This is a genomic window from Enterococcus sp. 125944, from assembly GCF_051909435.1.
GTDB lineage: Bacteria > Bacillota > Bacilli > Lactobacillales > Enterococcaceae > Enterococcus_D > Enterococcus_D gallinarum.
The window spans coordinates 37,146-63,461 of the sequence record NZ_JBQASY010000004.1 but is presented as its reverse complement, the minus strand read 5'-3'; the positions used below and the strand labels follow the sequence as shown (position 1 = coordinate 63,461).

The following is a 26,316-nucleotide window of genomic DNA, read 5'->3' as shown; positions in this document are numbered from 1 at the left end:
TCCTAGGAAATCAACTAAGTTTGTTGCCCTTCCCTTCCAGTTTATCAATCAATCACGACTCCTTGATTAGAAGATTCATTGCATGTCACCTGAAGATAGCTTTTAGACAGTTCGTATTGCTGGGGCATAGAGTTTGAATAAAATGGGGGCCTTTTTACGAAAAAAAAAGAATCAATTGTTTTTTTACCAATTGATTCTTGCGAATGATCCAGCAAACAGTTGCTCACGGCTTACAACCTCAGAGCGGTTGCTGACATCTGCTCATTATAGAATGTTGTCATGCTCTATTTACAGACCTTCTTTCAGATGTTCTTTGCTAGTTTTTCTCACCCAGATGTCTTTACCCGTTTGTTCAATAAATAATTCAGTTTCAGGAGCTAGCTGACACTCAACTTTACCTTCCTTTAAAGTAATTCGCAATTCTTCCCCTTGATAAAAAAGCTTAAAGGCAAGTTCTGTTATTTCTTTTGGTAGGTGATTGGACAAGCGAATGCCTTCATCATAATAAAGACCAGCAAAACCATAAATCAAACTTAGCCAGCTGCCTCCCATATTTGCCGCATGGATGCCATCGACGACGTTTTTTTGCAAATCAGTCAGATCCATCAATGCCGTATCCATGAAATAGCGATATGCTTTTGCTGTTTCTCCGATACGACTAGCCATCACACTGAAAATCGAACGAGACAGCGAAGAATCATGAGTGGTGACTTTTTCATAATACTGATAATCTTGTTTTAGTTGTTCTAGGGTAAAATCACCCGTAAAAAGCATTTGCGCTAATACGGTATCCGCTTGTTTGCAGACTTGATGTTTGTAAATTATCATCGGATGATAATGCAACAATAAGGGATAGTTAGCAGCTGGTGTCTCTTCAAAAGGCCAGACAGATTGTTCAAGAAATTCATCATCTTGCTTGGTAAGTCCACGAGACGTATCATAACCGAAATACATGAGGTCTGCGGCTTGCTGCCATTGATCGATCAGTTCCATATGCTTTTCGTATCGTTTCGCCAGTTCAATGGCATAATATAAATTGTTTTGAGCCATTTTGTTGGTATAAAAGTTATTGTTGACCAATGCACTGTATTCATCAGGTCCGGTGACCCCATTGATACAAAAAGAAGGTTTGCCGTCTTTTTCGATGAAATCACCATAACTCAACCAAAATTTTGCCGTTTCGAAAACGACTTCACTGCCGACTTCTTCAATAAAGCGGACATCTCCTGTGACCCGTTCATAGAGTTGAAAAGCATAAACGATATCGGCATTGATATGCAGTTGTGCGGTTCCGGCAGGATAATAGGCACTCGTTTCTTGACCATCAATGGTGCGCCATGCAAACAGTGCACCGTCTTGGCTCAGCTCTTGTGCCCGTTTTTGCGCTTGCGGTAAAATAGTTGCTCGATAAGTAAGCAATGCTTTCGCAGTGTCTGGATTGGTGTAAGTAAAAAAAGGCAACAAATACATTTCAGTATCCCAAAAATAATGACCTTCATACCCTTCACCTGTCAACCCCTTGGCAGCAAAATTGGTTCTGCCATCACGTCCTGCCCCCTGATTCAGGTGAAACAGATTGAAGCGGATCCCCTTTTGTAGTTCTTGATCACCCGTGATCTCGATATCACTCGCTGCCCAAAACTGCTGATAGCTTTCCCTCTGTTCGGCAACAAATGTTTCAAAATCAACCGCTTCTTGATAAAAGGGTGCGTCCTCTGCTTCTTGTAATCGCAGTTGAAAAATCGTCGTCAGGGATTCTCCAGATTGGATTTGCCCATCGCCGCCTATCACCCGAATCGCCAGTTTTTTTTGACTATGAGGGGCTGTCCAAATGGCATAGTCGCCATGCTCTTCTTTCAGAAGCTGATGCTCTTTATTCGCAACACGAGGATCATCTGTTTGATTGACTGTGAAGCGCTGGTCCAATGGATGGGAAACAGTGATTGGCTCTGTGAAATTTGCATTTTTGATTGTGTAACGACAAACATAAAATTCACTGCGCGTCATGGAGGCAAAAGATTGCATCTCAAGATCAAAGCTTTTTCCTAATGGGGTTTCTACATGGTAAGACTCATGAAGGATGCCTTCTGCCATATCTAATGTCAGCTGGATTTGTTCCGTCTGCCAAACGCTGTCCGACGACTGCTCTGTCCAATGCTTAAAGAAAGCCCCCGCAGGTTGGGTAACTTGCAGATGGTTTGGTGTTCTTTAGCATAGCCATAAGCCCATTCGCCGTATTGGATCGGTTCACTGTCAAAAAAACCATTGACAAAAGCCCCGGGATTCCCAGGATAGTACGCATTCACTTTAAGGGGATGCCCTGCTCGGACACCGATTTGACCATTCCCCACAGCAAACAACGTTTCTAAATATTCCGGTTTCTGATGAGAGAGTTCTTGTGCCTGCAATAAAAATCGTTTGTCCATCTCTGTTCGTCTCCTCCGCTTTTTTCTTTCAGTTCTATCCTACACTACTAAACACCCAATGCAAAGAATCCGACTTCAGCTGGGAGGGGCATCTACTTTGGTTCTTCTGATAGAGTATGGTACCATGAAACAAACTTGAAAGAAGGCGATTACTTGGATTTATGGCTAACAAATATTCGAATGGAACCAAGCTACATCAAAGAAAATGGCTGGACCTCTGGCAGCCAAACCAAACGGGCGGCGATTGGGATCAGTGAAGAAAAAATTACCGAGATCCTTCCCATGGATGAATGGAAAGACACGCCAGGAATAACTGTTATCGATGGTCAAGGCCAGTTATTATTACCCGGCTTGATTGAAAAACACTGCCATTTGGATAAAAGCAAATTAGGAACTCCATGGCGTCCTGTCACACCGGCAGCCAACTTAGTAGAACGTTTTGAAACAGAGATTCCTCAATTGGATGCATTGCCTCTTTCGATTAAAGAACGGGCACAACAATTGATCGATTTAGAATTGCCTCATGGTGTCGTGTCCTTTCGCTCCCATATTGATATTGAACCAATGACTGAACTGCGCTATTTTGATGCACTAACTGAATTGCTTGCTGACAAACCATTTGGTTCGGAACTTGTTTTGTTCCCGCAACACGGTCTGCTGCGATCAAATGCCGTCGCATTAATCGAAGAAGCATTAGCTACTGGTAAAGCTGCATTCATTGGTGGGGTCGATCCTTATACATTAGATCAAGATTATCAGCAATCATTAAAAACAACCTTTGAGCTGGCAAAAAAAGGCAATGTTGGCATAGACATTCATCTACATGACCGCAAAGAAGCCGGTCGTGCAACGATCAAAGAAATCATTCGGCTGACCAAAGAATATGCTATGGCAGGCAATGTCTTCATCAGCCATGCCTTTGGCTTAAATGATTTTGAAGGAGCTGAACGCACAGAAGTTTTTCAAGCTTTAGCAGATCAGGACATTCATATCGTTTCAAGTATTCCAATCAGTCAGGGAACGATTCCTCCCCTTAAAGAATTACAAAGTTATGGGGTTACTGTTCACATTGGTTGTGACAATATTTATGATTCTTGGTCATCACTGGGTGACGGCTCCTTGCAAGAAAAGCTCGCTCGTTATTTAGAGATTTTTGGCGTTCAATCACAAGAGGCATTGACCCAGGCATTAGGCTTGGTAACAGATGGCAGAGTGCCATTAGATCAAGAAGGAAATCAACAATGGCCAAAAGTTGGCGATTCTGCTGATTTTCTTTTGACCCCTGTTTCTTCAACGGCTGAATTTGTCGCCCGCAAAGGTCACGTCAGCTGCAGTTTCTTTAAAGGACAACCAATCTACAACGCATAACCAATAATTACTGACAAAAAAGCCGATTTGCTACAGAAATGTAGGAAATCGGCTTTTTACGAATCAATGGTTGCACAAAAAATGATTCGGTCACCTCTCTTTTGCTGATTTCGCTTGACGCTGATCCGATTATTCGGTTTACTTATGATAGCGAATACAAAAAGTGAGGGATTACCATGTATACTGCAAATATGCAACGATATGAACGCATGACATATAACCGTGTCGGAAAATCAGGTTTAAAACTTCCTGCAATTTCCCTTGGTCTATGGCACAACTTCGGTGATACAGATCCAATTGCGAAACAGCGGGAAACGATCCTAGGAGCCTTTGATCTAGGCATTACCCATTTTGATTTGGCCAACAACTATGGTCCCCCTGCAGGATCGGCAGAAAAGAATTTCGGCCGCATTTTAAAAGAAGACTTACAGGCTTATCGGGATGAATTGATTATTTCATCAAAGGCTGGTTACTATATGTGGCCTGGTCCCTATGGTGAATGGGGTTCTAAGAAGAATTTGATTGCCAGCTGTGATCAAAGCCTGCAACGTCTAGGCCTAGATTATGTCGATATTTTTTACCATCATCGCCCAGATCCAGACACACCATTGGCAGAAACGGCTCATGCACTGGACTTGTTAGTACGGCAAGGAAAAGCCCTCTATGTTGGTGTGTCCAATTATTCTGCAGAACAAACAAAAGAAATCGCCAAGATTTTGAAGGACCAAGGAACCCCCTTTATCATCCATCAACCTCGCTACAATATGTTTGATCGTTGGATCGAAGATGGATTAACAGCTGTCTTAGAAGAGGAAGGATTAGGTGCGATCGTCTTTAGCCCTCTGGCACAAGGATTATTGACTGATCGTTATCTGCATGGTATTCCCGAAGACTCTCGAGCGCATCGCTCAGATAGTCCTTTTTTGACAGAAGATCGTGTAGCTCCAACCTTAAATGTAGTCAGACAATTGAATGATATTGCTCAAGAGCGAGGACAAAGTTTGGCAGAAATGGCATTAGCTTGGCTGTTGCGTCAAGAGACTGTTGCTAGCGTATTGATTGGTGCTTCTCGTTTGAGTCAACTACAAGCAAATGTCCGGGCTTTGGACCAATTAACTTTTTCTGCTGAAGAACTAAAAAAGATCGACGAAATTTTAGTGCTTTTAAAGAAATAAGCGTTTGATTTGCTCGCTGGCCTTTCCCATGGGGGAACTATTGCCCCGCATTGAGTAAGAAGGCGGAAGCTTCATTCCAAACAACAAAGAAATCAAACGACCGCAGTGTGTATTGTCCAGAAGCTATTAATGCTTCGATGCAATAACCCTCGCGGTCGTTTGGTTCTTTTTTGCTACATTTTTTGCTACATTTTAGTTGATGGATTCTTTTTGCCAATCAATGGCTAATTGCAGGCAGCCTTTGATGCCACTTTCATTCACTAGTTGCCATGGAACAATGTACTCTTCTACGCTTGGAATCGAAATGTAGCCCCCTAGTTCCAACAAAAATTGTTCTCTGATTTTTGACAGCAAGTGGGTCTGATTCATGACACCACCGCCTAAAATAATCTTATCTGGTACAAAGGACAATGTATAATTGACCAATGCTTGCGCTATATAATAGGCTTGCAGCTCCCATACAGGATGATTTTCAAGAAGAGTCTCTCCCTTTTGCCCCGTTCGTGCTTCGATGGAAGGACCGGCAGCCAGTCCTTCAAAGCAATCCTGATGATAAGGGCAAGTGCCGACATATGAATCCTCTGGGTGCCGTTTGATCCGGATATGCCCCATTTCAGGATGAGATTTGCCTTGGAATAACTGGTTATTCACGATTACACCGGCACCGATCCCAGTCCCCACCGTCAGATAAATACAGGTATCGCAGTCTTGAGCAGCCCCTTTTTTTAATTCCCCATAGGCCGCTGCATTGACATCTGTTGTCCAAACCATTGGAATCGGATAGCGTTGTTTTAACGTCCCCAAAAAGTCAAAATTTTGCCATCTCGCTTTAGGTGTTGCCAAAACATGCCCATAGTTGGCTTGCTTGGGATCCAATCCGATTGGACCAAAGCTGCCGATCCCCATCGCGGCCAGCTCATACCTATCAAAAAATCGGAAAATTTCGGCCAGTGTTTCTGCGTGTTCTCTCGTAGCGATTCGCTGTGAAGCAATAATCTTCCCCTCTTGATCCGCTACTGCACAGTTCATTTTTGTTCCGCCTGCTTCTATGCCTCCATACATCATTGTCTATCCCTACTTTTCTACTCGAATATCGAAATAATCCATTACTAGCTCACAAAACATCATGTTTGCCCAAGAAAACCATTCACGAGTGTAATCCGTTGGATCATTGACATTGATACCCTCATGCATCAAATGCGTTCCTGCATCGATCGCTACCAATTGATCTAAAATTTGGGCTTTTTCTTCTTTGTTTGATGTCGTCAATCCAGTCATCGCCATCGCGATCGGCCAAACAAAATTATGCGGTGTATGAGATGAGCCGATCCCACTAGCAAATTCGCCTTGATAGTAATAAGGATTTTCGTCACTTAAAAGTGTTTTTCTCGTAGCTAGATAAGTTGGATCTTCCATGGAGCCATAGCCTAGATAAGGTGCAGAAATCAGGTTAGGTACATTGCTGTCGTCCATGACAGAGGCATTGCCTAACCCATCCACTTCATAGGCATAGATCGTTTCGCCAGCTTGATTCGTCGTATACGCATATTTTTCGATCCCCGCTTGGATCTCTTGCTTTAAATCGGCTGCTTCGGCCACTAATTCAGGCACATCTAAAATGTCGGAGAAAATCAGTTCCAAATAACCTAATATCACAACAGCGAACATGTTTGACGGAATCAAATAGCCATAGACACAAGCGTCGTCGCTTGGACGAAATCCTGACCAAGTCATCCCTGTTTTAGCAACTGGGGTTCCTTTGCCGGCGAACTTCAGCGTATCTTCTTGACGTTCTGTTTGGCGCTCAAATTGATATGGTGACTGCGCGTGATCTTGTTCTGTCCGAAAGACGGTTAGGACTTTTTTGACCCCTTCAATAAAGTTTTTATCAAAGTGATCGGTGCGCCCGGTGTTTTTATAAAGTAGATAGGCTAACTGGATCGGATAGCACAATGAATCGATCTCATATTTCCGTTCCCAGATCCAGCCGTTCATTTCGGTTAGATCATCTTGGTGTCCGGCAAAATTTTCTGTTTCATTGAAGGCATTAGCGTAAGGATCGATAGTGATAAACATAAATTGCTTTTTGACTAATCCGGCAATCATATCAGACAGTTCTTGATCATCTTTTGCTAAACACAGGTACGGACGGACTTGAGCGGTTGAATCTCGCAGCCACATTGCAGGAATATCACCTGTCAAAACAAAGGTACTGCCATCTTCTTGCTTCTTGACAGTGGTTAATACGGTATTGGCAAATGCCGCATTAAAGTTTTCCGCCCAATTTGCATGGTCTTCGCCACAAAGCAACGTGATTTTCTCCATAAAACTCTTAATTACTTTCGGTATTTCGCTGTATCCCATCTTCTTTTCCCCTTTTACAAAGAAGAGCCGACAAAAGTAGACAAAGCCGCTGGTCTTTCTGCAACGAGAAGCTTCGGGTAGTTGATGTTCAAGACTGTTCAATCCTCCATCCTATGCCCGATTTGCTAAGAATGAACCAACCTTTGCTGATCTTGAAAATCTGCTGCCAGTCCTTTCGCTTTGTCTACTGATATTTCTCTTCAAACTTTAAATGATTGCAGCACTTTCTAATGCCATGACCCCTGATAATTGGTCAGACAAGAAAACACTAGTTGGAATTTCTGCGACTAACCAGTCTCGGTAAGCTAACAGATGTCCTTCCTTCTGACTATGCTCTAACAAGCGTTCACAGCTGGATGTCACAAATCCTTTGATGGAGGCTATGTCTAAGCCCACTTTTTCTGCTTCTTTGACTAAGAGATTCAAATAACGGTATTCAATGCCTTTGAACAATCCTATGTCACCACCATCTCCTTCATCATTGAAGACCCCATCTTTACCAATAACTTCAAAGGATGTTTTGGCACAAGTGATTGCATCTTTTAAATAAGAAATATCGTCAGTCACATGATAAAATTCTATCAATGCTCCAATATAGACCCCTTGGTTGTAAGTAAATTGCCATTGCACATCGATTTTGCCATCGCCGTTACGATTGATACCATCTTCTACGAATTGTGTGTCCGGCTGTACCAAATATTTTTTCATCCATTCTAGTGTCTGTTGGCTTGTAGTCAGATAGCGTTCATTGGCTTCAACTTGATACAGACGTAATGCTAGAATAATAATTGGTGCATTTACAGGTGTATTCTTATAGTCAAGCTGCGTGCGTTTCCAAGCAAATCCGCCATTCATATGATCATTCCAAGCAGTATCAAAAATATCCAGACATACTTCTCGGGCGTCAGCTAGGTATTCTTTTTTCTTAGTCAATTCATACAAACGTAATCCAGCTAATGCGTTCCACAACATGTCATCATAAAATTCATGCAGCAATGTGTTATGGTTTCTTGCTTTATTGTAATGATAGGTTTCTTCTGCTTGCTGCAAGTAAGCCATATCGTTGGTCCGCAGATAAGCATCAATGCGTACATCCACTAAATGCGCGATCCACCAGTAATTGAATGTTTCATTTTCTTTCTCATCCCGCAATGGATAAACGTTGTTCATAAATTGTTCTTTGGAAGCTGCTTGATAGAAATAATCGATACTTGTTTGTGCAAGATCGGCATACTTGTTAAAATCGGTCATTCTCCTGATCCTTCTTTCAATATTTTGTCACCTTGTTGTTGAGCATTTTCTAGTGCTTTTTGCGGCGTTGTTTTTCCAGAAAAGACATTTTCTAATTGTGGAATAAGGGCTAGTTTTTCGACATCGGAATACCCCATAACAGTTGGTCGAATTTTAGCAAAATCCATGGTTTCCACAAAAGCTTTGTACTTCTCATTTTCAGTAAAGTAGGTATTTTGCGCTGCTTCGATATTTGCTGGTAGCCAAGTGGAAATTTTTGCAAACTCGACACCGATATCTGGGTTGGTCGTCCACCATTTAATAAAGTCCCAAGCAGCTTCTTGGTTTTTGGCCGTTTTGGGAATCACTAAACCAAAGCCACCCGTCAACGCCCCTTTGTCCCCATTTGGTCCAGTTACTGGAGGGACGACCCCATAATCCAAGCCATCCACTTTATCATAATCTGCTAATGCCCAAGGTCCGTTATAGGCCATCGCAACTTTACCAGCTGCAAATGCATCAGATCCATCATTAAATCCTTGTTGATAGACCTTCGCTTGATTCATTAATTGATCCCAGAAATCAAGAACGGTCATTCCTGCCTCAGAATTAAAAGCAGTGGCAGTATTATCAGCGTTCAGCATGGTTCCGCCAGCTTGCTGCAACCACATATTGAACAATCCAACGTCATCAAGAGAAAAACCAGCTTGCACTAACGTTTTTCCATCCCATTTTGTTGTTTTCTTCGCAACATCCAACAACTCATCCCAAGTCTTTGGTGGTTCTACTCCAGCTTCTTTCAGTAATGTTTTGTTATAAAAGAGAGAGCGGTTGTCTACTAAAAGTGGGATTCCATATTGTTTATTGTCGTATTGCATTTCTTTGACAGTTTCTTCATAAAAATCGCCCATATCTACATTGTCTTTTTTGATCAAATCATCTAGATCCAATAAGGCATTTTTTTTGGCATACATCGCTGTATTGACGCGATCCCACAAGATAACATCTGGAATTTCGCCACCCGCCATTCCGGTCAGCAGCTTTTCTTCAACGTTGTCTTGAACTTTATAGGTTACCTCGTATTTGTCTTGGCTATCATTGTATTGATCGATCAATTGATTGAGCTGATCGACTTGGTCACCACTCCAAGAACCCCAAAAAGTGATTTTCTGCTTTCCGCCAGCTCCATCATTGCTTGCCTGATCATTGCCTCCACCACATGCACCTAACACTGTCATCGCTGCTACTAACAGCAATCCTTTGATTATGTTTTTCATCACATTCACTCCTTCGTTTTATTTGATACCGGCATCTGCCATGCCTTGTACATAATTTCGTTGTGCAAAAATGAATAGAACTAAAACAGGTAGTGTTGCCAAAATCGTTCCTGCCATCAATGGACCATAATTTGTATTGTAGTTGTATTGGAAAGCTGCCAGTCCAACTTGGACCGTTTTCATCTCATCTGCATTCAAGACAATCATCGGCCACATAAAGGCATTCCAGCCTGCTTGAAAAGTCATAATACCTAGCGTTGTCAAAGCAGGTTTTGCTAGCGGAAAATAAACATTCCAGAAAATCTTGAACTCACTTGCACCATCGATTCGAGCACTTTCTCCGAGTTCTTTTGGTAATTGTTCGAAGAATTGTTTCATAAAGAAAATCGAGAACGCTCCTGCTGCTCCGGGAAGCAGGATTGCCCAATAGGAATTGATCAATCCTAACCCACCAGTACCAGTTAGATCATTCCCTCCAGCCAACGGGAATCCCCGAAGCACAATAAAGGTTGGAATCATTGTGACAATACTTGGAACCATCATTGAAGCTAGAAAAACGAGAAAGATTGGTTTCTTCCCTTTGAATTTCAGCTGACCAAAAGAATAACCAGCTAATGAACCAAAAAATAAATTTGTCGCTACACCCCCAAGTGCTAATATCAATGAATTTTTTAAATAGTTTAAGAAAGGCATCGTTTCAAAAACTTCTTTATAATGATCCCAAGTAAAGTGGCTTGGAATGATTTGCATCGATCCGCTGAGAATCTCGCTATCGGATTTAAAGGATGTCGACAAGGTCCAGATAAACGGCAGAACCGTTGTCAAACTGATCAGAATCACCAAGCAATACCAGATGAATGACTGCATATGTTTTGTTTTAGCCATCGTTTTTTCTCCTTTAGTTTGTTTCTGTATTGGTCAAACGCATATTCACCAGTGAAAAAATGAAAATGATCATGAACAAGATAAATGACAGCGCAGAAGCATACCCCATTTCTAGTCCACCAAATCCTTTATTATAAATATAGTAAACAAGGGTGATTGTGGAATTTCCAGGTCCGCCTTTTGTCAGCATATAGGCTTGGTCAAATACTTGGAAAGCGCCGATGATCAATTGTGTGCTAACTAAGAATGTTGTTTTGGATAATTGGGGCCAAGTGATACTCTTAAATTTTTGCCACGCATTTGCGCCTTCAATATCTGCTGCTTCATAAAGAGCAGGATTGATCCCTTGTAAACCCGCCAAGAAAATCATCATGTTTCCGCCAAAACTCATCCAGACACTCATAATGACGATTGCAGTCATCGCCCAATTGGAACTATACAGCCAAGCTGGACCATTGATTCCAATCAAACCAAGCAACTGATTGAGCAAACCATACTGTGGGTTTAAGAGCCAATACCAAATGGTTGCTGTAGCCACCGATGAACATAAGACTGGCAAGTAAAAAAATGTTCGGAAAAGACTGGTGGTCTTCATTTTGCGATTCAGCAACATGGCGGCTGCTAGAGAGACGACTAATCCCAATGGCACATACAGTAAGGTGTAGACGATAGTGTTCTTTAATGAAATAAAGAAAAATTCATCTTGAAAGATACGCGTGAAATTCTTTAAACCGATCCAATTGGGGCTTTCAATGATCGTATAATCGGTAAAACTATAGAAAAGTGCCATCACTATCGGGATAATTGCAAAAACAACTAGTAGAAGAACAGGAACCAGAATAAATACATAGGCAATGTTTTGCTGTTCATTGATCCCTCTCTTTTTCTTTCCTAACTCCATTTATTAACCCCCTTATTAAATATAATATAAAACTATTTAATATATTAAATATCTTTACAAGCGAATTATATAGAATTAAAAAGGATATGTCAACGGTTTCATAAAAAGTTTTTTTGATTAAACTGCTTGCTTTATTAATATAATATATTTAATATATACATAAATAGTTCTTTTATTTTTTGAGAAATGGAGGCGCATGCATGAGTAAACCTTTGTACCAAACGATTTATGAAGATTTGAAACATCAAATCGAAACAGGCACTGTCGCAATCAATGACACACTGCCTACTGAAAAAGAATTATCAACTACCTATAGTGTTAGTACGATCACGGTCAAAAAAGCACTGGATCTGTTAAAAGAGGATGGCTACATTGTCAGAAAGCCTCGAAAAGGTTCTGTCGTTGTCACAAATAAGAAGGCAGACATTGTTCCGAACAAACTCATTTTCGGATTGATCATCACCAACTTTACAGACTTTTTTGGTGCTCAAATACTGCGAACAGTTCTAGAAACAAATGCTGAAGAAATCAATTTCATCGTCAAGATCAGTTATGGTGATCCTGATCGCGAAAATGAGTTGATCCAAGAATTGATTGAAATGGGCATTCAGGGTTTGATCCTACTGCCGACATCATCAGAATATACCTCGCCAAAAATCTTAGAATTGATTTCTAAAAATTTCCCGATCGTTGTAATTGATCGTCTGATGGCAAATTTGCCGATCTGCAGTGTGCAAACGGATAGCTTTGCTGCTGCAAAAGAATTGACAAATTATCTCTTTGCCAAACACCATGACAAGATTGGCTTGATTACTTCCGATAGCAGTGTTTCAACGATTGATGAACGAGTCAATGGTTTTCTCTCTGCGCATGTGGATGCCAACCGGGCTGTCAGCCAAAAGCAAATTTTGTCGAGGATCGACTCTGTGGTCCCCAGTTCTTCTCGCAAGATCGAAGATGATGTGGCACTTATCGTGGCCTTTCTTCAAAAGAACCCAGAGATCACAGCTCTTTTTACCACAGAATACAATATTGCTTTACTTGCCAAGAGTGCGATTGAACAATTGGGAAGGCAAGTCCCACATGACTTTTCAGTTGTTTGCTTTGACCATCCTACCGTCAACATTTTTGACTTGAATGCTTTTATTTTCACTCATATCGAGCAAGACCAAACAGCCATCGGCAAGCATGCCATTGATCTTTTACTGACAAAAATTGCTCATCCTGATACGATTGAAAAGATCAACCTCGGCTATCGGTTGATTGAAGGAGATTCCGTTATTTCTAGATGATCGTCTGTTCCTCTATCGAAGCAGTACATTAGCGATCCGACTACAAATAGACAAAAAAACACACCTCCGTTCTGACTCGCTGAACGAGTCAGAACGGAGGTGTGTTTATTGGGATAGCTGTCATTCTTTAAACTAGACAGTCCTCCTTTTAGTTATTCTCGATGACTGCGACTTCTTTTCTTGTAGGCATCCCCGTTTGGGCACCTAATTTTTGAACAGAAAGTCCTGCACCAAGATTCGCTAAAACGACCGCTTCTTTAAATGGCACCCCATCACTTAATGCAGCCGCTAAGATACCATTGAAGGTATCTCCTGCACCGGTAGTATCAACGACGGTCACTTTCTTTGATGCCACGGTCACGATTTTACCGGAATCAACGAAACTTACCCCTTGACTGCCTCGTGTCACTACCAATTTGGTAGCGTGCGTTTGCTGCCAAGCTAGAATCGTTGCTTCGATTTCAGGTTCAGGGATCAATTCTTTACCGATCAATGCGGCAAATTCCGTCTCATTTGGCGTTAAGATATCGACATAAGGCAGTAATTCCCCTACGATATCATGATAAGGTGCGGGATTCAGTAGTGTTGTCACGCCATTTTCCTTTGCGAGCTGTAACGCATACCGAAGCGTATCTACCGGAATCTCAATTTGTACCAGCAAAACATCGCTTTCTATGATTTTATCAGCTATTTGATCTACATATTCACGATCTACCAGTCCATTGGCACCGGAGATTACAGTGATGCAATTATCTTGCGGTAATTTAAAAATACTTGCGATACCAGTAAAGATATTTTTTTCTTGTGCAACTGACTGGACATCCAGTTGCTCTTCACTTAAGTGTCGATAGACTTTTTCCCCAAACGTATCTTGACCAATTTTTCCTAAGAATGTCGTTGTTCCGCCAAAACGGGCGGCTGCAACTGCTTGGTTGGCCCCTTTCCCGCCGACAAAATAATCAATTTGATCTCCTATGATCGTTTCGCCAATTTTTGGCATTCGCCCAGTCGTGATAACAATATCCATATTCACACTGCCCAAAACTGCTATTTTACCCACTAAATCACCTATTTCTTTTGTATATATAGAACGGGCCAAACGCTTCGCGACCCGTAACAGAAGTTGTCTCTATCAAAGAAAAACCGGTTTTCTCAAATAAGTGCTGCATCGGCTTATTCGTATGGTTGGTCAGAGAATAAATGGCATCCCCTGCTTTACAAAAGTCTCTTAGACAAGTTTTCAACCAAGCCGAGCCCAACCCATTCCCCATTTCTGATGCTTTGGTCACGAGCCTTTGGATACATTTTGTATGTTCATTATACCCATGACTCTCTTCTTGCGCCAAAAATTCTGGACTAAGGGTTCCTGCACTAACGATTTCTCCTGATTCATTTTTATGAATCAGTAATTGTTTTTTACAGATATCTGTTTTGACGATCTCCTTATCAGGGTATCTGCTTGTCCATTGGCAGATCCCCTGTGTCTCCATATTTTTTTTTGCATCAACAAACAACTGCCAAATTTCATCCAGTTCTTCATTGCATGCATATATTAACTTATCCATCAAATCAATAAGGCAGTAACAACAGCGACAAGACAACTACTAGGATAATTCCTATGATCGTAGGAACACTGGTCCGTTTCAGCAAACGAACCGGACTCACACCAATCGATGACGAAACGATCATGACAACTGCTGCAACTGGTGAAATCGTCCGCGCTAAGTTAGCAATCATTTGCATTGGCAGCGCAATCAAGATACCATCGATGCCGGCTTTTTGAGCAATATTGGGAATCAGCTCGATCACAGCATAGAACATGGCTAATCCACCACCACTCAAAATACCAAATAACGCTGTCGCGCCACTGAAAATCAATGTGGTTAGAACACCGGCAGATTGAGAGTTTTCAACCGCACTCATCAAAGAATCGATCACGCCTAGACTTTGAATCGCTGTGGTGAATAAGGAACCCCCGACTACTAACATAACGACTTGGCTGAAACCTTGTCCCATTCCTTTGAACAGTTCGACTGCACTTTCTTGGGCAATCTTAAATGATTTCTTACGGAACCCTTCAATGATCAATGCTACGAAGAATGAGATCATTGTCAAAACAAAAATGTCCATCGTCACATTTTCTCTAAAAATACCAATAATTCCAACGATAATGATCAATACTAAAGGTAATAATGGCAAAATGGCATAAAATGTCGGGACAACTTTTTCATCCGCCGCACTTTCAACTTCTTTCATCTCGACAAACGCTTCTGAACCTTCCTTTTTATCGCAATACGTTTGCCAGAAGTAGTGGACAACAGCTAAAATAAGTAAGGTTGGGATCGAGACCTTCGCATGATACAGCACATAAGTCAGAATGTTGTAATCCAACGTTTGTGCAGCAATCACATTGTCTGCTCCTAATGGTGTTGGCATGATCGTTGCGGTCATTGCAATGACCCCTGCTGCTGTCATTGATGAAATTCCAATACCTTGTAAGAGCGGATACAAAATAGCCATTAAAATAATTGCTAAACTAGAGGCACTTGGAACAACTAGAGACATCAAATTTCCTAACAGGAAAACAATCGGTATAAACAACGCTTTGGATTTGATTTTGGTCATTGGCTTGACTAAGATATTGACCGCTTTTTGATTGGCACCAATCAAATTCATATAGCCGGAATAGCCAAATAAAATCATGATCACTAATCCTGCTGAGCTAACTTGTGAGATGATCGTGTCTTTCAGTTTCAGAAAAATATCAAAGAAAGCCAGACCAGTTCCTTCTCCTTCAGGATAAAGAGGATTTCCCAATGCCACCGACGCACCTAATAAGACAATCGCCCCGATAATCAAAATAAGCGCTGGATTATAACTCTTAATAATAAAATAACCAACGATACCTAAAACAACTAATACTAAAATTGCTTCAATCATTTTTTCCCCTCCTATTTACACTGACTGATTGCATGTAAAAACCATTCCTTGAATTTATTCTCATCGACATCGACACAGACACGGCAATTCTTTTCTTTGTCAAGTTTATTGTTCAGATCGATGATCGTAGCGCCAGAAGTATACTCCCCTTTTGTTTCTACTGCGACAAAGGTTTCTTTGATCTCAAACATTTCCGGACAAAGAACGTAAGCTAAAGCACAGCTGTCGTACATTTTTAATCCGGTACCAAAACTTCCACCTCGATATTTCTTGAAAAGGTGGTACATCATATCTCCAGTTTGATTCATGTCTTTGATTTTTTCGCTGTCTTCAGGATAAACCAGTGCTTTCAACCCGACATCTAATGGTGCGACTGCTAGCGAAAGACCGCTTTCAAAAACGATTTTGGCTGCTTCCGGATCAATCGCGATATTGAACTCTGACAAAATACCAAAGTTTCCTCTGCCTAGCGCACCACCCATTAAAACCAATTCTTCAATTCTTTCTTTGACTTCAGGATGCGTTTTAAGAAGAAGTGCAATATTAGTCAGTGGTCCGATTGCGATAATCGTCATCTTCTCTGCAGAAGCCATCAATGTGCGATGCATGGCTTCAACGGCACTCTCTTCCAATAAACAACTGCGATTTGGTGTTGGAAACTCGTACCCTGCCATTCCTGTTACACCATGAACATCGCTGGCATCTTTTACTTCACGAAGCAAAGGTCCAGCTGCGCCTTGGGCCACAGGAATTTTCAAGTTCCAAAAAGTCAGCAACTTCAACATATTTTCCGTCACATAATTGATCCCTACGTTTCCAGCAACTGTCGTGATTAATTTCACGTCTAACTGATCACTGAACAAGCCAATTCCTAATGCTACTGCATCGTCAATTCCCGGATCCGTATCAATAATTACTGCTTTGTTCATAAGTAAACCCCTTTCGTTTTTTGATAAAACGTTTTATCAATTGGCTAAAAATAAAAACGTTTGATAAAACGTTTTATCATTTGTTCTCCCAAAGAATACCACTTATGTAAAGCGCTGTCAATAACGAATACAAAAAAGCTTTCCATAAATTTGCGCTGAATTCTAACCTAGACAATCGTTGTGTTGATCAGTTAAACAGCTACCTCCTGATATAAACACAACGATTATCTTTTTCATTCTATCTTTGATTCCAACCGTTTGCCAACGCTTTTTTTTCGTACGATTTTTGGCGTCAATTGAAGATAACGCGGCGCTTGTTCTTTCATCGCTGATAATAAAGAGGTAACTGCTTTTTCTCCCAGAACTGTCACATCTTGTTCGACAGAAGTAAGTGGTACTTCTAATAAATCATTTAAAATCAAATTATCATAGCCAACGATGGACATTTGTTCTGGAATATTGATTCCTAACTCCTTGGCTCTTTTCATGATCCCTAAAGCAATCAAATCATTTCCCGCCACGATACCGGTGATTGCTTGATTGTTCAAAAGCTGGTCTGCTTTGTCATAAGCATCTTCAAACTGAAATTTTGTGACCACCCGCCAGCTTTCTTGCTGGGGCAGCTGCGCTTCTTTCAGAGCATCCAGATATCCTTGGTAGCGATAAATACAGTTGATATTTTTATCGGGGTTCATCATAATACCAATGTTTTGATGGCCATTATTGATCAATTCCATGGTCGCAAGATAGCCGCCTTGTCGATTATTATAAAACACTTGTCCAACCGGAAAATTATCCAACCCTCGATCAACCAGCACCAATGGCACAGAAATACTGCTTAAAAACTCTTTCAACTCTTCTTCGTAAGTATAAGATTCACTCGAAAGGGCTAGTAACAGTCCATCCACATTACGATCGATCAATAATTGAATCAATTCTTTCTCTGCCGCAAAGTGATCATCTGAATTGACTAAAATCAAAAGGTAACCAATTTTTCGCAACTGGTCTTCCAGTACTTTTGCTAATTGTGCAAAGAAAGGATTATTGATGTCTGGTATGACCAATCCGATCGTATTTGTTTTGTTTAGCACTAAACTTTTTGCCGCAATATTAGGCGAATAATTATTTTCCTTCGCTAATTGTTTGATCAAGCGTTTTTTCTTTTCCGAGATGCGAATCGGTTTGTCATTTAAGACTTGTGAGACAGCAGCGATCGAGACGCCTACTTCTTCAGCGATATCTTTCAAGCGGATCTTCACTCTTCTTCTCCTCGCTTTCCTGTTTTATTCTACGCCAGTCCTTAAGGTTCGTCCTTTCTCTATTCTATCATAGCTCTGTTTATGTAAGACATTCAGAGTCAAACGATTGGCTATTTTTTCTGACATGAGTATTTGGAATTCGCCTACGTAAAGAGCGCCTATTGCGTTTTTAAAATACAGCACCCATGAAACATAACAATGACCGGACGTTCTTTTGGGTTTCGAGAAGTCCGGTCCTGTTCTTTTACACGTTTCCTTAGTTTAATCATACTTAGCGTGAGTGATCTTGGTTCTAACTAAATATTAAATCGAACCCAATCGGCAAAAAGCTCGGGCCAACGAACCACCGATTCTTCAATGGCGTGTTCGCCACCACTGGCCGTTTCTTTGGTTCCGAGACTTAGACCATGCCCACCTCTAGGAAAAATGTGTAATTCATAAGGAATGTCAAACTTACGCAGTTGTTTTGCAAACAAGAGACTGTTTTCTGCCGGTACCAGACCATCTTCTAATGTGTGCCATAAAAATGTTGGTGGTGTGTTGCGACTTACTTGCTTTTCAAGGGAAAGCTGCGCCTTTTGTTCTTCATAACGGTTTCCTAAAAGAGCACGGAAAGACCCTTCATGAGCAAATTCACCGCTTGAAAGAACTGGATAACTTAGCAACAACCCATTTGGGCGCCATTCGTGATTGGCTCCTGACAATGTTTCTGTTAAAAAGTCTTCTTGCCAAAATACGCCCAAACTTGCTGCTAAATGCCCACCAGCCGAAAAGCCTGCGACAATGATTTTCTCCGGATCAACGTGCCACTGTGAATGATTTTGGCGAATCAATTGAACGCTCGCAGCAAGCTCTTGCAATGCTAATGGGTACACATGGGGCTTGATACTATAGTGGAGAACAAATGCCTGAAACCCAAAACTCATCATCTTGATTGCTATGGGTTCAGCCTCACGGTCTGATAAAAACTCATAGCCTCCGCCAGGACAAATAATGATTGCCGGTCGCAACCGATCCTGCTCCATCTCTTCAGAGTTGTCAATCGCATAGGTAGTAAGCGTTGCTTCACTTTTAGAAAACGGTTGGATCACTTCATGGATCATAGTAATTGCCTCATTTCATGATAATTTTGCTAACAACTGGTTCTTTGATTTGTAGATGAGTATACTAGATTTTTAGACCAGCTGTAGTTACTTGTCAAGTCAAGGAACGATCGATGGCGAATTTCTCTTGGTTTTTTCAAAGGGGTTGCCGACAATTTGAGAATAGGTATCCCAGATCGAAAGTCCTTTGCCCCTTCATTCCAGGCTCCTTCAATCTGGTACGCGGCAGCAATCGCCCCATGAAAATCCCGAGAAAAAAGAATCCCATTTGCTGTAAGACCTGTTCATAATCCTTCCCAGCAATCACAATAAAACGATTACATATGATCGTATCATATTTTCAATCATACATAACAGATTTTTGTTTTTTTCATAAAAAAAACTGTGGCATAAGTTGAACAAATAATTACCCGATCAGAAGGGTGTCTCCTGACGAAAATGGTCGATTTGCCTCAAAAAGCCATAACTTGCTGACTTCTCTGGTAGCAATTAGGTAGTTATCTGTTTCGGCTTATGTCACAGCCTATTTCATTAAATCAAGTAATCATTCAAACGAGATTTCACGTATTCAATGTGGCTAGATTCCAGCTCCACTTGATCATGTGCCAATGCGTAATCCGTTAAGCTTTCAAGATCCTCCTGATCTGCCACGATCTTTGCGCCGATCCCTACGTTAAATGAGGCATAGCGTTTTTCCTTCAATTCATCTAAGAAACGATCTTCTTTGATTTTTGCTGCGGCTTTCAATGCTCGTGCATAGGTATCCATCCCAGCAATATGTGCCAATAGCAAGTCTTCCATTTCAAAAGATGAACGACGGACTTTGGAGTCAAAATTGATCCCGCCTGGTGCGATACCGCCATTTTCCAATACTTCGTATAATGCCAGCGTTGAGTCAAAAACATTCGTTGGAAATTCATCGGTGTCCCATCCTAGAAGCATATCTCCTTGGTTAGCATCTAAAGATCCTAATGCATTATAGCTACGAGCAACAGCAATTTCATGTTCAAACGTGTGCCCAGCTAAAGTTGCATGATTGGCTTCAAGATTCAACTTGAAGTCGCCTTCTAAGCCATAATGTTGGATAAAGGCCATCGTCGTCGCGGCATCAAAGTCATATTGATGTTTCGACGGTTCTTTTGGTTTAGGTTCTAATAGAAATTGCGGTTTGTGACCAATTTTTTCTCCATAAGCAATTGCCATTTTAAATAGGCGGGCAATATTGTCTTGTTCGAATTTCATATCTGTGTTCAATAACGTTTCGTACCCTTCACGACCACCCCAAAAGACGTAGTTTTCGCCGCCTAGTTTTTTAGAGATATCTAACCCTTTTTTGACTTGGGCAGCTGCATAGGCATAGACTTCTGCATTGTTCGTTGAAGCAGCACCGTTGTTAAATCGTGGGTGAGAAAACATATTGGCTGTGTTCCATAACAATTTGATGCCTGTTTGATCCATCTTTTCTTTGATCAGGTCTGTGATCACATCTAAATTTTGGAAGAACTCCTCTAAAGTTTCACCAGCAGGTGCTACATCAACATCATGGAAACAGAAGAATTCAGCGCCTAGCTTCTCGCAAATTTCAAAGAATGCTTCTACTCGATTTTTCGCGGTTTCCATTTCCGTTTCACCGAACCAAGTGCGCTGATTGACCGGTGCTCCGAAAGGATCTGAACCATCTTGTGTCATAGTATGCCAGTAGGCAATCGCAAACCGTAAATGGTCTTTCATTTTCTTGCCTAGGACTACTTCTTCTGCATCATAATGCCGAAAAGCAAACATATTGGCCGTTTCTGGACCTTCATACTTGATTTTATCAATCGTTGGAAAATAATTCATTTTGGTTCCTCCATTTTTAGTTTTTTAACATAACAAACTAACTTACTTCTAAAATAAGTTACATGAAACCTTTAGTAGTGGCGATTCTTTCGTTGATTACTCTGACTGCAATGCTGCCAATTCGCGACAAAGAGGTGCTGTTTGTTGATACACTTTATGATAAACAGAATAGATCCGTTGATACTCCGTTACATTTTCTGCGATTGGCTGGATTACTGACCCATACTTTACAAAAGCCTTCACACAAGCCGCTTCGTCAGGATAAAGTCCGCTTCCGATTGCCGCTAACATCGCGGCCCCCATGCCGGGACCTTGCTCTGTGGATAATGTTGTGATCTCTGCAGCAAAAATATCTGCCTGCATCTGAAGCCACTCTTTGTTTTTCGCACCCCCACCAACAGAAACGATTTTGCTAAATTTCCGTTTTGCTTCTTCTTCCATGATCAGTTGAGAGTCTTTCAGAGAAAAAGTGATGCCTTCCAAGACCGCTCGGCTGAAATGCCGACGTCGGTGATGGGTATCGATCCCTATGAAGCTTCCTCTGACAGTGCTGTCCGTATAAGGAGTTCGTTCACCAACAATATAAGGGGTGAACAGCAGACCATCTGCTCCGGGAGAAACCTCCCCAATATCTGCTAGCAATTCGGAGAAGTCTACTCCTTCTGCGAATGTATCTCGGTACCAACTTAGTGAGTTACCGGCAGCTAGTGTGACACCCATCGAGTATTGTTTTTTTGCCACTGCATGATTGAAAACATGCAATTTCCCTTGGTAATCAACCTTCTGCGCTTCAAAAGATAAGAATACACCGCTAGTACCGATCGATACCATCCCAATGCCTTCGTCAATAATCCCAGATCCTAGCGCTGCACATGCGTTATCGGCGCCGCCAGCAAAGATTTTGACTTCTTTTTCAAAGCCAAATTCTGTTTGTAAATCAGGGACCAGTGTCCCGACTTCAGCTGCTGATTCAAAAAGTGTCGGTAAGATTTCTTCTGGAATAGCAAACTTGTTGAGGATTTCTGCAGACCAACAGTTCTTCTCACTGTCCAGTAGTAATGTCCCAGCAGCATCCGAATAATCCATTGAATAGGTACCTGATAACCACAATGCTAAGAAATCTTTCGGCAGCATCAAGTGCTGGACCTTCTGCCAATTCTCAGGCTCATGTTCTTGAACCCAACAGATTTTAGGTAATGTGAATCCTTCTAGTGCAATGTTCTTTGTGATTGAAAGAATCTCTGGCATCTCTTCCATGATTCGCTGACATTGCTTCGTCGTCCGAACATCGTTCCACAAAATTGCTGGTCGAATGACCTTGTTTTGTTCGTCTAGCAAGACTAAACTGTGCATTTGTCCTGAAAAGCTGATGCCGATCAATTCTTTGCGCAACTCAGGCACTTTATCGATCAACGCTTTAATGACTGCATGAGCCGCTTGACGCCAATGATTAGGATCTTGCTCACTGAATCCAGGTCGGGGGGACGACAATGGATAGTCTGCACTAGCAGTGTCAATCAGATTCCCTGAGTGATCAAAAACCAATCCTTTCAAAGAACTCGTTCCTAGATCCAGTCCTAGTAAATAAGCCATATTCTTCTCCTTTGCTACTGATGAAATTCTTATTTGTTATGGTTTACAAAATATTGCTTTTAGGTTAATTTGCTTAAAAAACTAACTAATTGGATAGTAAACGACCCATCCATTTTTGTCAAGCGCTTTCAACAGTTATTTGAGACTTTTTTAAGCACCTAACTGAGTAATATCTCCTTTTACAGATAAACTTGCACTTTATTAATTTGCACGGTAAACTAACATTACTATAGACGAAGAAGGAGATACTATGATTATTAACAAAATGGGCATCCGAGAGCAGAATGAAGCTGCCGTCCTGAAAACCATCATTGATAACGAACATATTTCTAGAGCTGAAGTTTCCAACTTAACGAATCTTAACAAAGCCTCTGTTTCGCAAATAATGAAAAAATTGATTGAAACCGATTTTGTCAAAGAAGTAGGAATTGGTGATTCCACATCGATTGGCGGACGCAAACCTATCCAGCTTCAGTTCAATCATCAAAGCAGCTTAGCGATTACGTTTGATATTGGGTATAATTATGTCAATGGCATGCTATCTTATATCAATGGTCAACGAATAGCCATTTTGGAAAAACAAGATATCTTGATTACAAGAGACAACGTATTCACCACGATTGATTCGATAATGGCTGAATTTACCCCCAAGATGCCTCCTACTACCCATGGATTGGTTGGTATTTGTTTAGCGATCCACGGTATCGTTAATCAGGAGAACATCACTTTTACGCCCTATTATGATCTGGAACACATTGATTTGGTCTCTCCTCTTAGTCAGAAATACCATACCGCAGTCTATATCGAAAATGAAGCAAATTTGACTGCATTAGGAGAGTATTGCTTTTCGTCTGATTCAACTAATCTGCTCAGTGTCAGTATTCATAGCGGCATCGGTGTCGGCATCATTGTAAATGGACGTTTACAGACAGGAACTCACGGAACAGCTGGAGAAGTGGGTCATTCTACATTGTTCCCTCATGGAAACCTTTGTCCTTGTGGAAATCGCGGGTGTTTAGAGCAATACGCTTCTAATAAAGTTTTATTCGATACCTACAGTCACTATACAAAAAAAGAGCTTGTCAATTCAGATATTTTTGCAAAGGCTATTCGTTCTGGCGAGAAATCAGCGCTTGAACTAGCACAACAAAATGTCGAATTTTTGAGTATCGGCTTAAATAATGTCATTACATTTTTCGATCCTGAAGAGGTTTATATCAACAGCTCTGTCTATCGCAAAATCCCTCAATTGACCAAAGACCTGCAACAAAAATTAACCAGTCAGTTCACTCAGAATACGAAAATCAAAAACAGTCGTTTGGGCGAACAGGCACCTCTGTTCGGTGGTAATGTTCTGATTGCCAAGAACTTCTTAAACATTGAAGATCTGCGCTTTCCAACGATTGATTTCCTTTAATCCATAAAAATTTTTTTCTGATACAGAAAATCCACTCATTCATTTAGCCACCGTATAACCTCAATAAGTGGCAACACAACAAATGGGCTGGGACATAAGTTTGGGTAGCTGACTGTCGCTGCGCTGCAGGAGTACTCTGTGCTCCTGCACAATTTCATACGTGTTCTCCTGTCAGATACTTTGGTTATCATTCTTTATTTTTCCTTATATCATACAGTGCCAGCAAGACAATATTGAACCCCCCCTCATCAATCCCTTCTCCCAGCGGCTTATCCTTTTATGTCTCCTGCAGTGACCCCGCCAACGATATATTTCGACTGCAATCATTTACTCCTATTCAAAATCAAAAGGTCTCTTCCCCTTCTAAAAAAGGAATAGACCTATAAAGTCAGAATTGCTTGAATTTTCCCCATTGCTTTTGATCATTACTCATCTTGGTTCTTTAGTTTTGTCTTTTTTAGTCTTGCCCTTATTGGAAGGCTTGATTTTCCTTCTGATACAAAAAGACCGAATAGCGTCAACGTCACGCCTAGTAGTTTCACTAAACTGATCCCTTCTCCTAGGATAAGAAAAGAAGCAAATAATGTCGTCACAGGAACCAAATAAATATAGAGGCCAGCCATAACAGCACCTAGCTGTTCGACGGTGTAATTCCATAGAACGAAGCACAACGCGGAAGCCCCCAGTCCAAGAAACAGCAGATAAAGCAGATTGTCCGTTTGAAGCAATTTATCTAACGAAAGGGAACTTTTCGTCAAAAAGAACAGCGGCATAATAAATAGAATGCCATATAGGAAGATCATTTTCGTCGTGTCGATCACGGAATGTCCCCAACTAGCGATCTTTTTGACCAACAGTGAATAGACCATCCACATCAGGGCGGCTGCTATAGCTAAAAAGTCGCCAAAGGGATGAAACGAAAGATTTCCTGCAAAGCTGATCAGAAAAATACCACAAAAAGAAAGTAAAAAACCAATAAAGAATGTTCCCTTTAATTTCGTTCGATAAATGAGAGCAGAGGCTAAGCCAATGAAGAGTGGAGAAATGGAAACAATCACCGCAACATTCGATGTACTTGTATAACTTAAAGCTATGTTCTCTAAAAAGAAATAAAAACAAACGCCAGATATTCCTGCTGCCATCAAATAAAGATGTTGACGAAAGTGATAGTGTATCCTGCTAAATTTGGATAACACACTCAACGCCACTAGTCCGATGATAAATCGTAAAAATAATATCGCCGTGGGTGAAAAATCAATCAGCAGCAGTTTTGTGGCAATAAAAGTCGTTGACCAGAAGAAAACCGTGATCAAGGCAGTGACATGGGGATTCTTAAATAAATGATTCATTCTGTACTCCTTAAATACATTTTTTGATATTGTTTTGGTGTCAGCCCAATAAAGCTTTTGAATACATTGGAGAAATGACTTTGATCGGAGAAATTCGTCATCAACGCCACTTCTGATAAGGACTGCTGTTTTGCCAGTAATTTCTTTGCTTCATCGATTCGGATCGATAACAGATACCGATAAGGTGTCATGCCATAGTTTTTTGTAAATTGATGAATAAAAGAACTTTTTTTCAAATTCGTCAACGCAACGAGATTCTCTAAACGAATGTCTTCTGTATAATTTTTTTGTAAATGATGGCAAACATTTTCTAACAGGACATTTTCAACGGGTTCATTCTGATACCCTTCTGCTGTATAGGCAAGTAAGTTTTCAATAAGCAAATACATCAATTCCTCTCGATATAGAGGTGATTTCTTTGAAAGAATCGCTTGGTACAATTCTTCGACTAGTTCTCCTGTGCTATTGTTTCGCAGGATGACTTGACTAAAATAAGGCAGATCCTTTTTGCCGGTAATTTCTTTTACCACTTGTGTCATTGCTTGCTTGGAAATGTTGAGGGCGTGGTAGGTGATTTCTTGGTTCTCCAGACTTTGGCAGCTATGAGGCTGATAGGGATTGAATAAATTCAGATCGCCTTTTTCGAGGATTTGTGTCTCTCCGCAATACAGCTTTCTTCTTCCTGCTAACAAAATACCCACTACATAATAATCATGAAAATGGAGGGGAAAGCTCTTTTGATACTTTTCTAACGCATAAGCCTCAATGCCAACTATTTCATCATAGTGAACCTTTTTCATACTGTTCCTCCTTTTCTATCTATTTTAGCATTGAACCTTTCGATTTCTTGTAAAATATTCCATGCTTTTCTCGGAATCATCCTACATTTAACCTTTCCAGATAACCTTTCCAGACCCTATTTATGAACCAACGAAAAAGCAGATAAAAGAAAGATCGCCTTTCCTCTAT

At 41.0% G+C, this 26,316-nt stretch carries 20 protein-coding genes and 1 pseudogene; 4 read left to right on the top strand and 17 right to left on the bottom strand.

Annotation, left to right across the window (positions count from 1 at the left end):
* Positions 1-288 precede the first annotated feature (288 nt).
* Positions 289-2,426: pseudogene (locus ACTFWY_RS05165) on the bottom strand (glycoside hydrolase family 65 protein).
* A gap of 153 nt (positions 2,427-2,579) precedes the next feature.
* Between ACTFWY_RS05165 and ACTFWY_RS05160 the strand changes: the two are divergent.
* On the top strand, positions 2,580-3,794 hold the full coding sequence (locus ACTFWY_RS05160) for an amidohydrolase family protein (RefSeq protein ID WP_439926413.1): 1,215 nt from the start codon (positions 2,580-2,582) through the stop codon (positions 3,792-3,794).
* Positions 3,795-3,970: 176 nt separating this feature from the next.
* A complete protein-coding gene (gene mgrA / locus ACTFWY_RS05155) occupies positions 3,971-4,969 on the top strand; it encodes an L-glyceraldehyde 3-phosphate reductase (protein WP_113849338.1) in 999 nt (332 codons plus the stop codon).
* Positions 4,970-5,161: 192 nt separating this feature from the next.
* Here the strand turns inward: mgrA and ACTFWY_RS05150 are convergent, their stop codons facing one another.
* The 6 genes from ACTFWY_RS05150 to ACTFWY_RS05125 form a co-directional block, all read right to left on the bottom strand.
* Positions 5,162-6,031, bottom strand: a complete 870-nt coding sequence (locus ACTFWY_RS05150) for an ROK family protein (RefSeq protein WP_311828168.1) — start codon at positions 6,029-6,031, stop codon at positions 5,162-5,164.
* Positions 6,032-6,043: 12 nt separating this feature from the next.
* Positions 6,044-7,333 carry a glycoside hydrolase family 125 protein gene (locus tag ACTFWY_RS05145; RefSeq protein ID WP_311828150.1) on the bottom strand — a complete coding sequence of 430 codons (1,290 nt, stop codon included), beginning with the start codon at positions 7,331-7,333 and terminating at the stop codon, positions 6,044-6,046.
* Between the two features lie 207 nt (positions 7,334-7,540).
* Positions 7,541-8,584: a glycoside hydrolase family 76 protein gene (locus ACTFWY_RS05140; RefSeq protein ID WP_311828149.1), complete on the bottom strand. Its 1,044-nt coding sequence runs from the start codon at positions 8,582-8,584 to the stop codon at positions 7,541-7,543.
* Positions 8,581-9,840, bottom strand: a complete 1,260-nt coding sequence (locus tag ACTFWY_RS05135) for an ABC transporter substrate-binding protein (protein WP_155853066.1) — start codon at positions 9,838-9,840, stop codon at positions 8,581-8,583. The genes ACTFWY_RS05140 and ACTFWY_RS05135 overlap by 4 nt, the downstream gene beginning before the upstream one ends.
* Positions 9,841-9,858: 18 nt before the next feature.
* The gene (locus ACTFWY_RS05130; RefSeq protein ID WP_003125605.1) at positions 9,859-10,725 is read right to left on the bottom strand and encodes a carbohydrate ABC transporter permease; all 867 of its coding nucleotides are present in this window, start codon (positions 10,723-10,725) and stop codon (positions 9,859-9,861) included.
* A 13-nt stretch (positions 10,726-10,738) separates the two neighbouring features.
* A complete protein-coding gene (locus ACTFWY_RS05125) occupies positions 10,739-11,626 on the bottom strand; it encodes a carbohydrate ABC transporter permease (protein WP_103300226.1) in 888 nt (295 codons plus the stop codon).
* Between the two features lie 200 nt (positions 11,627-11,826).
* Between ACTFWY_RS05125 and ACTFWY_RS05120 the strand changes: the two genes are divergently transcribed.
* Complete coding sequence (locus ACTFWY_RS05120) at positions 11,827-12,918, top strand: GntR family transcriptional regulator (protein ID WP_096710731.1); 1,092 nt, start codon at positions 11,827-11,829, stop codon at positions 12,916-12,918.
* A 148-nt stretch (positions 12,919-13,066) separates the two neighbouring features.
* On the opposite strand, the gene rbsK is transcribed toward ACTFWY_RS05120, so the two are convergent.
* From rbsK to xylB, 8 genes are all read right to left on the bottom strand, one after another.
* Positions 13,067-13,978, bottom strand: coding sequence for a ribokinase (rbsK, locus tag ACTFWY_RS05115; RefSeq protein ID WP_113849332.1), 912 nt, complete (start codon positions 13,976-13,978; stop codon positions 13,067-13,069).
* Between the two features lie 4 nt (positions 13,979-13,982).
* Positions 13,983-14,483: a GNAT family N-acetyltransferase gene (locus ACTFWY_RS05110; protein WP_311828147.1), complete on the bottom strand. Its 501-nt coding sequence runs from the start codon at positions 14,481-14,483 to the stop codon at positions 13,983-13,985.
* A 4-nt stretch (positions 14,484-14,487) separates the two neighbouring features.
* Positions 14,488-15,858 carry a C4-dicarboxylate transporter DcuC gene (dcuC, locus tag ACTFWY_RS05105; protein WP_003125600.1) on the bottom strand — a complete coding sequence of 457 codons (1,371 nt, stop codon included), beginning with the start codon at positions 15,856-15,858 and terminating at the stop codon, positions 14,488-14,490.
* Between the two features lie 11 nt (positions 15,859-15,869).
* On the bottom strand, positions 15,870-16,787 hold the full coding sequence (gene rihC / locus ACTFWY_RS05100) for a ribonucleoside hydrolase RihC (RefSeq protein ID WP_113849331.1): 918 nt from the start codon (positions 16,785-16,787) through the stop codon (positions 15,870-15,872).
* 233 nt (positions 16,788-17,020) lie between these two features.
* Positions 17,021-18,046 (bottom strand): LacI family DNA-binding transcriptional regulator, encoded by a 1,026-nt coding sequence (locus tag ACTFWY_RS05095; protein ID WP_081131946.1) that lies wholly within the window; start codon positions 18,044-18,046, stop codon positions 17,021-17,023.
* A 296-nt stretch (positions 18,047-18,342) separates the two neighbouring features.
* The gene (locus tag ACTFWY_RS05090) at positions 18,343-19,149 is read right to left on the bottom strand and encodes an alpha/beta hydrolase (RefSeq protein ID WP_135172073.1); all 807 of its coding nucleotides are present in this window, start codon (positions 19,147-19,149) and stop codon (positions 18,343-18,345) included.
* Between the two features lie 531 nt (positions 19,150-19,680).
* Positions 19,681-20,988: a xylose isomerase gene (gene xylA, locus ACTFWY_RS05085; protein WP_003125594.1), complete on the bottom strand. Its 1,308-nt coding sequence runs from the start codon at positions 20,986-20,988 to the stop codon at positions 19,681-19,683.
* A 96-nt stretch (positions 20,989-21,084) separates the two neighbouring features.
* Positions 21,085-22,581 carry a xylulokinase gene (xylB, locus tag ACTFWY_RS05080; protein ID WP_103300222.1) on the bottom strand — a complete coding sequence of 499 codons (1,497 nt, stop codon included), beginning with the start codon at positions 22,579-22,581 and terminating at the stop codon, positions 21,085-21,087.
* Between the two features lie 250 nt (positions 22,582-22,831).
* Between xylB and ACTFWY_RS05075 the strand changes: the two genes are divergently transcribed.
* Positions 22,832-23,998 (top strand): ROK family transcriptional regulator, encoded by a 1,167-nt coding sequence (locus ACTFWY_RS05075; protein ID WP_155853074.1) that lies wholly within the window; start codon positions 22,832-22,834, stop codon positions 23,996-23,998.
* Positions 23,999-24,423: 425 nt separating this feature from the next.
* On the opposite strand, the gene ACTFWY_RS05070 is transcribed toward ACTFWY_RS05075, so the two are convergent.
* Both ACTFWY_RS05070 and ACTFWY_RS05065 read right to left on the bottom strand, forming a co-directional pair.
* Positions 24,424-25,347, bottom strand: a complete 924-nt coding sequence (locus tag ACTFWY_RS05070) for a DMT family transporter (RefSeq protein WP_003125591.1) — start codon at positions 25,345-25,347, stop codon at positions 24,424-24,426.
* Positions 25,344-26,147: an AraC family transcriptional regulator gene (locus ACTFWY_RS05065; RefSeq protein ID WP_003125590.1), complete on the bottom strand. Its 804-nt coding sequence runs from the start codon at positions 26,145-26,147 to the stop codon at positions 25,344-25,346. Before ACTFWY_RS05065 ends, ACTFWY_RS05070 begins: the two co-directional genes overlap by 4 nt.
* Between the last annotated feature and the right edge of the window lie 169 nt (positions 26,148-26,316).

What these genes read in the sequence shown, in the direction of transcription:
- ACTFWY_RS05145 (WP_311828150.1), bottom strand. Translation starts at nt 7,333, where the DNA reads ATGGGATACAGCGAAATACCGAAAGTAATTAAGAGTTTTATGGAGAAA.
- rihC (WP_113849331.1), bottom strand. Translation starts at nt 16,787, where the DNA reads ATGAACAAAGCAGTAATTATTGATACGGATCCGGGAATTGACGATGCA.
- ACTFWY_RS05070 (WP_003125591.1), bottom strand. Translation starts at nt 25,347, where the DNA reads ATGAATCATTTATTTAAGAATCCCCATGTCACTGCCTTGATCACGGTT.
- ACTFWY_RS05065 (WP_003125590.1), bottom strand. Translation starts at nt 26,147, where the DNA reads ATGAAAAAGGTTCACTATGATGAAATAGTTGGCATTGAGGCTTATGCG.
- xylA (WP_003125594.1), bottom strand. Translation starts at nt 20,988, where the DNA reads ATGAATTATTTTCCAACGATTGATAAAATCAAGTATGAAGGTCCAGAA.
- ACTFWY_RS05075 (WP_155853074.1), top strand. Translation starts at nt 22,832, where the DNA reads ATGATTATTAACAAAATGGGCATCCGAGAGCAGAATGAAGCTGCCGTC.
- xylB (WP_103300222.1), bottom strand. Translation starts at nt 22,581, where the DNA reads ATGGCTTATTTACTAGGACTGGATCTAGGAACGAGTTCTTTGAAAGGA.
- ACTFWY_RS05120 (WP_096710731.1), top strand. Translation starts at nt 11,827, where the DNA reads ATGAGTAAACCTTTGTACCAAACGATTTATGAAGATTTGAAACATCAA.
- ACTFWY_RS05140 (WP_311828149.1), bottom strand. Translation starts at nt 8,584, where the DNA reads ATGACCGATTTTAACAAGTATGCCGATCTTGCACAAACAAGTATCGAT.
- ACTFWY_RS05135 (WP_155853066.1), bottom strand. Translation starts at nt 9,840, where the DNA reads ATGAAAAACATAATCAAAGGATTGCTGTTAGTAGCAGCGATGACAGTG.
- mgrA (WP_113849338.1), top strand. Translation starts at nt 3,971, where the DNA reads ATGTATACTGCAAATATGCAACGATATGAACGCATGACATATAACCGT.
- ACTFWY_RS05090 (WP_135172073.1), bottom strand. Translation starts at nt 19,149, where the DNA reads ATGATCCATGAAGTGATCCAACCGTTTTCTAAAAGTGAAGCAACGCTT.
- ACTFWY_RS05150 (WP_311828168.1), bottom strand. Translation starts at nt 6,031, where the DNA reads ATGTATGGAGGCATAGAAGCAGGCGGAACAAAAATGAACTGTGCAGTA.
- ACTFWY_RS05110 (WP_311828147.1), bottom strand. Translation starts at nt 14,483, where the DNA reads ATGGATAAGTTAATATATGCATGCAATGAAGAACTGGATGAAATTTGG.
- ACTFWY_RS05125 (WP_103300226.1), bottom strand. Translation starts at nt 11,626, where the DNA reads ATGGAGTTAGGAAAGAAAAAGAGAGGGATCAATGAACAGCAAAACATT.
- ACTFWY_RS05130 (WP_003125605.1), bottom strand. Translation starts at nt 10,725, where the DNA reads ATGGCTAAAACAAAACATATGCAGTCATTCATCTGGTATTGCTTGGTG.
- dcuC (WP_003125600.1), bottom strand. Translation starts at nt 15,858, where the DNA reads ATGATTGAAGCAATTTTAGTATTAGTTGTTTTAGGTATCGTTGGTTAT.